This window comes from Kitasatospora sp. GP82 (genome assembly GCF_029892105.1).
Classification (GTDB): Bacteria; Actinomycetota; Actinomycetes; order Streptomycetales; family Streptomycetaceae; genus Kitasatospora.
Map to the genome: position 1 here is coordinate 1 of NZ_JARZAJ010000091.1, position 7,847 is coordinate 7,847.

A 7,847-nucleotide genomic window follows, 5' to 3' on the forward strand; every position below is an offset into this window, starting at 1 on the left:
CCGCAGACACTGATCACCACGGCGCCCGCCAGCGGCCGGGCCCACGGCATCGGCGTGGCCTCCGGTCCCCGTCCGGCTGTCGCCACCCGGGCGGCCACACTTCCGGCCGCCGGACCGCAGCCGCACGCGGCGGCAGGAGAGGACGAGACCCCGGTGGTGAGCGAGCGGACCCCGAACGGGCTGCCGCAGCGCCGCCGCCGCCACGCCGCTCCGGCGGGCAGGGCGCAGACCCTTCCCACGGGGTCTGCCGAGTCTCCCAGGATCCCGGAGCCGGCCGCCGCGCCGGTGCAGCCCGGAATGTGGCTGGCCGCGTTCCAGAGCGGTGTGAACGGCGAGACGCCGGCCACCGCCCCAGCGGGCCACAACAGTGACGAGTCGTCAGGTAAGGGTGAGCAGTGATTCAGCAGCGGGCCAACATGGACTGGATGCTCAAGGATCTGGTGGACAGCGTCCCGCAGACGCGCCACGTGGTGGTGCTGTCCTCCGACGGCCTGCGCATGGCCCAGTACGGCACGGACACCGACACCGCCGACCGCCTCGCCGCGGCCTGCGCGGGCCTGCAGAGCCTGGCGGGCGCGGTGGCCACCGAGTTCCCGCACGGCGACGGGAGGATGCGGCTGGTCGTGATCGAGATGGGCGGCGGCTTCTTCTACCTGATGGCGGCCGGCGCCCGGGCCTACCTCGCGGTGCTCGCCGACGAGGGGGTCGACGCCGGACTGATGGGCCAGCGCATGCGGGACCTGGTGGCCAGGATCGGTGAGCACCTGAGTACCCCGCCGCGCAACGGCGAGGTCGCATGAGTGAAACCGGTCAGGAGTGGGACGAGGGGAACCCCGAGCGGCTCTATGTGATCACTCGTGGGCGCAGCGCGTTAAACCGGGGCGCGGCATTCGAGCGCAGCACCCTCGACCTGGTCACGCTGATCGTCTCCCGTTCGGAGCCGCAGCCCACGATGCAGCCGGAGCACGCGGCGATCCTGCGGATCTGCCACTCCCCGCTCTCGGTCGCCGAGATCTCCGCGTACCTCGGCCTGCCGATGAGCGTGGTCACCGTTCTGCTCGCGGACCTGCTGGCCGACAAGCGGGTGGAGGCGCGCGCCCCCGTCCCGCAGGCCCTTCTTCCCGACCGTGCCCTGATTGAGGCGGTGATGCATGGACTTCAGAAGCTCTGAGGCGGTCGTGGGACCGCAGAGCGCGGATATGTTGCCCTCCTCGGCGGCCACCGCGGTCAAGGTCGTGATCGTGGGCGGTTTCGGGGTCGGCAAGACGACCCTGGTCGGTGCCGTGAGCGAGATCCGTCCGCTGACCACTGAGGAGACGATGACGCAGGCCGGTGCCGACGTGGACGACACCGCCGGGGTGGAGCGCAAGACCGCGACCACCGTGGCCATGGACTTCGGCCGGATCAGCGTCAACGACGAGCTGGTGCTGTACCTGTTCGGCACGCCCGGCCAGCAGCGGTTCTGGTTCCTCTGGAACGGCCTGTTCGAGGGTGCGCTGGGCGCCGTGGTGCTGGTCGACACCCGCCGTCTGGAGGTCAGCTTCGACGTGATCGGACGCCTGGAGGACCGCGGCGTGCCCTTCGTGGTCGCCGTCAACACCTTCCCGGAGTCCCCGTCGTACCCGCTGGACGAACTGCGGGCCGCGCTGGACCTGCCCGACGAGGTGCCGATCGTCCAGTGCGACGCGCGCAGCCGCGAGTCCAGCCGCGACGTCCTGATGGCTCTGATGCGCTACCTGTACTCCCTCACCATGGCCCCCGCCTCATGATCTCGGAGAGACTGTGACCACCCCGCCCCCCGCTGACGCCGCCCTCACCCCTCCGCCCGGCTGCCCGGCGCACGGCCTCGGTGCCGGCGGTGTCCGGCGGCTGTACGGGCCGGAGGCCGAGGCCGACCCGATGGGCCTGTACGAGAAGCTGCGCGCCGAGCACGGCGCGGTGGCGCCCGTCATGGTGCACGGCGACCTGCCGGCCTGGCTGGTCCTGGGCCACCGGGAGAACCTGGACGTCGCGCGGACCCCGTCCCGCTTCTCCCGGGACTCCCGCCGGTGGCACGCCATGCAGGAGGGCAAGGTCGGAGCGGGTCATCCGCTGGCGCCGATCACCGCCTGGCAGCCGCTGTGCAACTTCGCCGACGGGCAGGAGCACGAGCGGCTGCGCGGTGCCGTCACCGAGAGCCTCGCCCGGTTCGACCGCCGCGGGATCCGACGCTACGTGACCCGGTTCGCCAACCAGCTGGTCGACTCCTTCGCGGGGGAGGGCCGCGCCGAGCTGGTGACCCGGTTCGCCGAGCACCTGCCGATGCTCGTCATGACGCAGCTGCTGGGGATGCCGGAGGAGTACGGCCCCCGGCTGGTGGAGGCCGCCCGCGACATGCTCAAGGGCACCGGGACGGCCCTGGCCAGCAACGACTACGTGGTGGCGACCCTGCGACAGTTGGTGGAGCGCAAGCGCGCCACCCCCGGCCCCGACCTCGCCTCCTGGCTGCTCGGCCACCCGGCCCGGCTCTCCGACGACGAGGTCATGGAGCACCTGCGGCTCATCCTGATAGCCGCGTTCGAGACCACGTCCAACCTCATCGCCAACACGCTGCGGATGGTCCTCACCGACCGCCGCTTCCGCGCGAACCTGGCCGGCGGCCACATGACCCTGCCGGACGCCCTGGAGCAGGTGCTGTGGGACGAGCCGCCGTTCACCACGATCCTCGGCCGGTGGGCGACCGGTGACACGGAGCTGGGCGGCCAGCAGATCAAGGCCGGCGACATGCTCCTGCTCGGGCTGGCTGCCGGGAACGTCGACCCGGCGATCCGCCCCGACCCGTCCGTCCCCGTCCACGGCAACCGCTCCCACCTGGCCTTCGGCGGCGGTCCGCACGAGTGCCCCGGCCAGGACGTCGGCCGGGCCATCGCGGACACCGGCATCGACATCCTGCTGACCCGGCTGCCGGACCTCCAGCTGGCCGTCCCGGAGGGCGAGCTGCACTGGGTCTCCACGCTGATGTCACGTCATCTGGTCGAGCTTCCGGTGGAGTTCACTCCGCGCTGCCCCACGTCGGCGGAGCAGGACCCGGACGCGGCGGTGGCCGCCCCGGCGCCCGTGGCGGAGGTGCCGGTGGCCTGGGGGCCGGCGCCCGTGCCGGCAGCCAGGGCGCCCCAGCAGCGCGGGCGTTCGTTCCTCGGGTGGCTGCTGAGGCGCTGACCGGCCGGCCGCCTAGATGATCGATTCCAAGGGGTGGTCACGGCAGGGCGAGGCAGAAGCCCTCGCTCTGCCCCGCATTGGGTCTGACAGCCTGGCGTTTGCTGTCCCGCCAGCACTTGACGAAGGCAGGTGGGAATTTCCGTTGCCCCTTGATCCGGCGGTGCCATACTCTGACGACCGCTGATCTCTTGATCAACTTTGGGCGCCGGAACGGTGATCCCACCCCGGCCGGACCCTCGTGGTCCCACACAGAAGGGGGGCCCGTGATGTTCACCCCGGACCCGGCGCTTCCGATCATCCTTGCCACCCCCGTGCGTGCTCGGGTGCGATAGACCCACCCTGATCGGGTTGCGCCTCCAGCTTCACCGCCTCGGAGGCACCGTGATCTTCCGTCCCACCGTCGAGTCCGACCTCGACCGCTTTCTGCCGCTCATCGTCGCCGACCCGGCCAGCGACATGACGGCCGACACGTACAAAGCCCGTCTTGCCGACGGTGAGTACCGTCCCAGCTGGACGTGGCTCGCCGAAGATGCTTCCGGCGGCGCGCCGCTCGCGCTCGCCATCTGGTGGGGCGACCCGGACGACGCCCAGCCCAGCGCCCTCGACGGCGTGTTCGTCCACGACTCGGTGAGGTCGACAACTGACCGCACCACCCTGGCCGCAGAGTTGCTCACTGCCGCACACGCGGCATACGCCAGGGCCGGCGCGACCGTTGCGCCGGAGTACCACTTCTTCCTCCCCGGTGACTGGCACGACCGGCCCGACACAGTCGCGGCCCTGGCCTGGCGACAGGGGGCGGCCCGACACGCCGGTCTCCCGGCGAGTCTGGAACGACTGCGCTACGAGTGGACGCCACAGGTCGGCCTCCCGGAGCCGTCGGGGCGTGTGCTCTTCTGCGCCGAGCCCAACGACGAGGTCTTCGTCGACCTGTTCCGCCGGGTCCTGGCAGGCACCCTCGACGCGGCCTCTCGGAAGGAGGCCGAGCACATCGGCGCCGAGGCCCAGGCACGCGGCGACGTAGCGTTCTACCGCGACACCATGCTCGGGGACCGGTCCTGGTGGCGGGTCGCCCGGACACCGGACGGCGAGGTGGTCGGCTTCGGCCTCCCCTCGCGCAACCATGCCTTCCCCGTGGTCGGTTACCTCGGTGTGCTTCCCGACCACCGAGGCCATGGATACGCGGACGAGATTCTCGCTGAAATCACCCGGATCCTGGCGTCCGAGACCGATCCGGAGAGAGTCCGCGCCGACACCGACCTGACGAATGCACCGATGGCTGCGGCCTTCGAACGCGTGGGTTACCGCAACAACGCCCGTCGCCTGGTGCTGTCCGCGCACTGATCCCCCGGATCAATGGTCGTAGGCGGTCAGTGCGCGCATGACCGGCTGGCCGGTGTGGTCGTTGTGCCAGATCGCGGCGGTGAGCGCGAGGATGCGCTGCAGAATGCGGACGGCCACACCGCCGGGAGTGCGGCCTCGGTGTCGTTCGAGGTCGAGTTGGCCCTTGAAGGTCTCGTTGATCGATTCGATGACCTGTCACAGCGGCTTGAACAGCTGTGATCCGGGCCGCTCGACCTCGCCCTTGCGTGCCGGCCGCAGCAGTCGGATGTCCAGTTCGGCCAGCTGCTGCTCGAACTCGCGGCCGAAGTAGTTCTTGTCGCTGATCAGTGTCTGCCCCGGGCGCTCGGCGGTGAGCTGCGGCTCAGCGGCGAGCAGGTCCAGCAGCGTTTCGCGCTCGTCGGCCTTGGCGCCGGTCAGTGCGAAGGCGATCGGCAGACCGTGCAGGGTGCAGACCAGGTGCAGTCGCAGTCCCCAGAAGTAGCGGGTGTGGCTGGCGCAGTACCCGTATTGGGCCCATCCGGCCAGGTCGGAGCGTTTGACGGTCTCGCGGGAGCGGCCGCACTCCACCGGTGTGGAGTCCACGATCCCCACGTCGTCGCTCCACAGCGTGGTGTCGCGGGCCAGCGTGCGGGTGACGTGGCGGATGAGCTCGGCAGCCTTGCGCAACCGTTTGTTGTAGCCGGGCTGCTGAGGCAGGTAGGGGAACAGGTGCCGCAGGTGGACGTAGGCGTACCGCAGCCACCGGGCCTCGGAGGTGAAGCCGAGCATCGCCTGCATCATGGCCAGCGTCACCAGCTCCGCGTCACCGAGTTGCGGTGCGATGCCCACAGCCGGCCGCCAGGGGGTCAGCTGCGGCGAGTCCTTCAGCAGGTCGGTGAGGTAGGCCCGTGGGCGCGGTGCCGACGTCTCCGTCGGTCGTCTCCCTCGGGCCCCCTCCCGCACCCGGCGTGCGAATTACTCCGCACCGGGCGCTCCACGTGTCTTGACCGTTGGTCAGCCGCCTGCCGTGGCGACTGCTGGTTTCGAGGTCCACGGGGTCGGGATGTCGCTTCCGCGGTAGCGGTAGCGTTCCACTGCGACGCTGGATGCGCCGGTGAACACGACCCCGTTGTGGGCGAACCGCCACCCCTTGTCACAGAAGCGGTTGCGGAGTTCCTTCATCCCGAGCCGGTCCGCCGACCGCTGAGATGGTCGCGGGGGACAAGACCTTCGACCTGTTCTCCCGCAGCCTCACCAAGCCGCTGCTCCTGGTACTGCTGATCGGACTCACTGCCAGCTACGCGACGGGGATACCGGTCGGCATGTTTCTGGCGGGTATGGCGGCCGCGATGCTCTGGCAGTCGCGGTGGTTGGCGGCCGAGGAGAAGCAGTTGGGCGGTCGGGTCGTGTGTCTCCACACTCCGGTTCGCGTCGCGGCTGACGACCCCAACGGCACTGCGTACCGCCAATCCCGCTTTTGGATCGTTCGCGAGACCTCCTGACCGGCCTTCCTGCAGCCGAGCGCACGCGCGCTCCAATGCCGTGGCGGCCAGCTGCGTACGCGGGACTGAACTACACGCAGAACCTCTGACCAGTGCGATCAATCTTCGATGACACGAACTCGCGTCCGTCAAGGTTCGGTGGCACGCGCTCAAAGATCGGTGTCGCGGGTTATCTGGGGTTGCTGTCCGCTCTCATCCAATCGAGGCGTCTACTCAGCGAACTCAGTCGTTTGGCCTTCTGTCTCATCGAACCTGGTCGTGTGGGGTGAACGTCAGGTCGTTGCCGCTCAAGTTGCAGCTGGCCGCCCATAGATGTGCCGCGGTCGTGGTGTCGGCCAGGTGGTTCCAGATGGGTTCGATCCTGGGCGTACCGCGCAGCCCGAACGCTCGGGGGCTCCACATCTGGCCGCCGCGCACGCTCGGGTCGAGCACGGCCCGAACAGCGGGCCAGGCGGCAGCGTCCTTGCCCTGGACGAGAAGGCCGAGCGGTAGGTAGCGCAGCCGCTCGCCGGTGGTCCGGACATGGACTGGCGGGCGCGAAGGGGTGAGGGAGTCGAGTGCGCCGCCGGGATGGACGACCACGCTCAGCGTCGTGCTGCCGGCAGCGCGCAGGCGGCGGTCGAGCTCGAGAGCGAAGAGCATCTGGGCCAACTTCGACCGCGCGTAGGCGCGCTTGGGCTGGTAGTCGTGCGTGCTCTGGAGATCGTCGAGGTCCAGGCGTTCGGACTTGGCGGCGAAGCTGCCGGTGGTGACGATCCGGCTCCCCGGGGTTGCCGTGAGCAGGGGGGCCAGCCAGTGGGTCAGTGCGAAGTGCCCGAGGTGGTTGGTTGCGAACATCAGCTCGTGGCCGTCCTTGGTTTCGCGGCGCGGTGGATGGTCGAGCGCCACGCCGGCGTTGTAGACGACCGCGTCGAGGCGGTCCAGCTCGAGCGCGGCCACGGATGCCCCGAGCGAAGCGAGATCGGCCAGGTCCAGGGGCAAGTGCTTCGCCTTGGCACCGGGGACGCGCGAGCTGATGGAAGCGATCGCGGCTTCGGCCTTCGCCGTATCGCGGCTGCCGAGAACGACCGTGGCCCCGGTGCCGGCGAGCTGCTCGGCGACGAAATACCCGATGCCCGCGTTGCCGCCGGTGACCAGGAAGCTCTTTCCATCGGCGTGAGGAAGCCGGTGAACGTCCCACTGTGGGGCCTTGGGTACGGAGGGCATAGCGGGCTCCTGGAGCTCGGAGTGATCTGGAGAAGGGCGGGATCGCACCCTCAGAGCTGGTGCCGCCCAGTCCTTACGGTCCCAGAGGCCACTCACATCCCACCGACAGGTCGCTGTCCCCACTGATAGCCGACCGACATTGCGCGGGCCCATCATCCGTCGCATCCGATCTCCGTACCCGACACATGTGACCCCTCGGAGAAGCCACATCGAACTCGTGCGGGCGAGCGGGCGAGCGTGTACCGCCACCTTGGCTCATGTAAATCTCGATGAGACCGCTCGACAAGACGCTGGGCCACGGCCCTGTGTCTCATCCAACCAAGTCGGCCCAGGTCAGCGGCATCCCCGGCGACTAACTTCCTTGAGAACGGTCATCTTCGGCCTCGGCCCACCCACACGAGTGGATGATCCGGACGCCGGGTGCTAAGCCAATCGTCGACCCTGGTCAGCCGGGCTTCCCACGGGCGGTCTTCTTCGCGGCCTTGGCCCCGGGTTTCTCGGCGGCGCCCGGCAGCGCCTTCACCGATGTAGGGAATCACCCCAGGCCGGGATGACGACCTGCGGCTTTCATGTGGTTCAGCAGACACATCAGGGCCGCTGTCGCGCCTGGTTCAGCAGTTT

At 69.6% G+C, this 7,847-nt stretch carries 7 protein-coding genes and 2 pseudogenes; 7 read left to right on the plus strand and 2 right to left on the minus strand.

Translation table 11 applies throughout. From position 1 onward, the window contains the following. The 6 genes and pseudogenes from P3T39_RS36750 to P3T39_RS36775 all read left to right on the plus strand — a co-directional run. A pseudogene (locus P3T39_RS36750) lies at positions 1-399 on the plus strand (ATP-binding protein); the annotation flags it as partial. After that, on the plus strand, positions 396-800 hold the full coding sequence (locus tag P3T39_RS36755; protein WP_280703669.1) for a roadblock/LC7 domain-containing protein: 405 nt from the start codon (positions 396-398) through the stop codon (positions 798-800). The pseudogene P3T39_RS36750 and the gene P3T39_RS36755, both read left to right, overlap by 4 nt. Continuing rightward, entirely contained in the window at positions 797-1,171 is a 375-nt protein-coding gene (locus P3T39_RS36760; protein ID WP_280703671.1) for a DUF742 domain-containing protein, read from the plus strand. Before P3T39_RS36755 ends, P3T39_RS36760 begins: the two co-directional genes overlap by 4 nt. Beyond that, the gene (locus P3T39_RS36765; RefSeq protein WP_280703672.1) at positions 1,152-1,769 is read left to right on the plus strand and encodes an ATP/GTP-binding protein; all 618 of its coding nucleotides are present in this window, start codon (positions 1,152-1,154) and stop codon (positions 1,767-1,769) included. The genes P3T39_RS36760 and P3T39_RS36765 overlap by 20 nt, the downstream gene beginning before the upstream one ends. A gap of 13 nt (positions 1,770-1,782) precedes the next feature. After that, the gene (locus P3T39_RS36770) at positions 1,783-3,198 is read left to right on the plus strand and encodes a cytochrome P450 (protein WP_280703673.1); all 1,416 of its coding nucleotides are present in this window, start codon (positions 1,783-1,785) and stop codon (positions 3,196-3,198) included. Between the two features lie 348 nt (positions 3,199-3,546). Beyond that, the gene (locus P3T39_RS36775; RefSeq protein ID WP_280703674.1) at positions 3,547-4,539 is read left to right on the plus strand and encodes a GNAT family N-acetyltransferase; all 993 of its coding nucleotides are present in this window, start codon (positions 3,547-3,549) and stop codon (positions 4,537-4,539) included. A 9-nt stretch (positions 4,540-4,548) separates the two neighbouring features. On the opposite strand, the pseudogene P3T39_RS36780 reads toward P3T39_RS36775, so the two are convergent. Beyond that, positions 4,549-5,409: pseudogene (locus tag P3T39_RS36780) on the minus strand (IS982 family transposase). 317 nt (positions 5,410-5,726) lie between these two features. Between P3T39_RS36780 and P3T39_RS36785 the strand changes: the two are divergent. Then, on the plus strand, positions 5,727-6,020 hold the full coding sequence (locus P3T39_RS36785) for a hypothetical protein (RefSeq protein WP_280703675.1): 294 nt from the start codon (positions 5,727-5,729) through the stop codon (positions 6,018-6,020). Between the two features lie 243 nt (positions 6,021-6,263). Here the strand turns inward: P3T39_RS36785 and P3T39_RS36790 are convergent, their stop codons facing one another. Beyond that, a complete protein-coding gene (locus P3T39_RS36790; protein WP_280703676.1) occupies positions 6,264-7,226 on the minus strand; it encodes an SDR family NAD(P)-dependent oxidoreductase in 963 nt (320 codons plus the stop codon). Between the last annotated feature and the right edge of the window lie 621 nt (positions 7,227-7,847).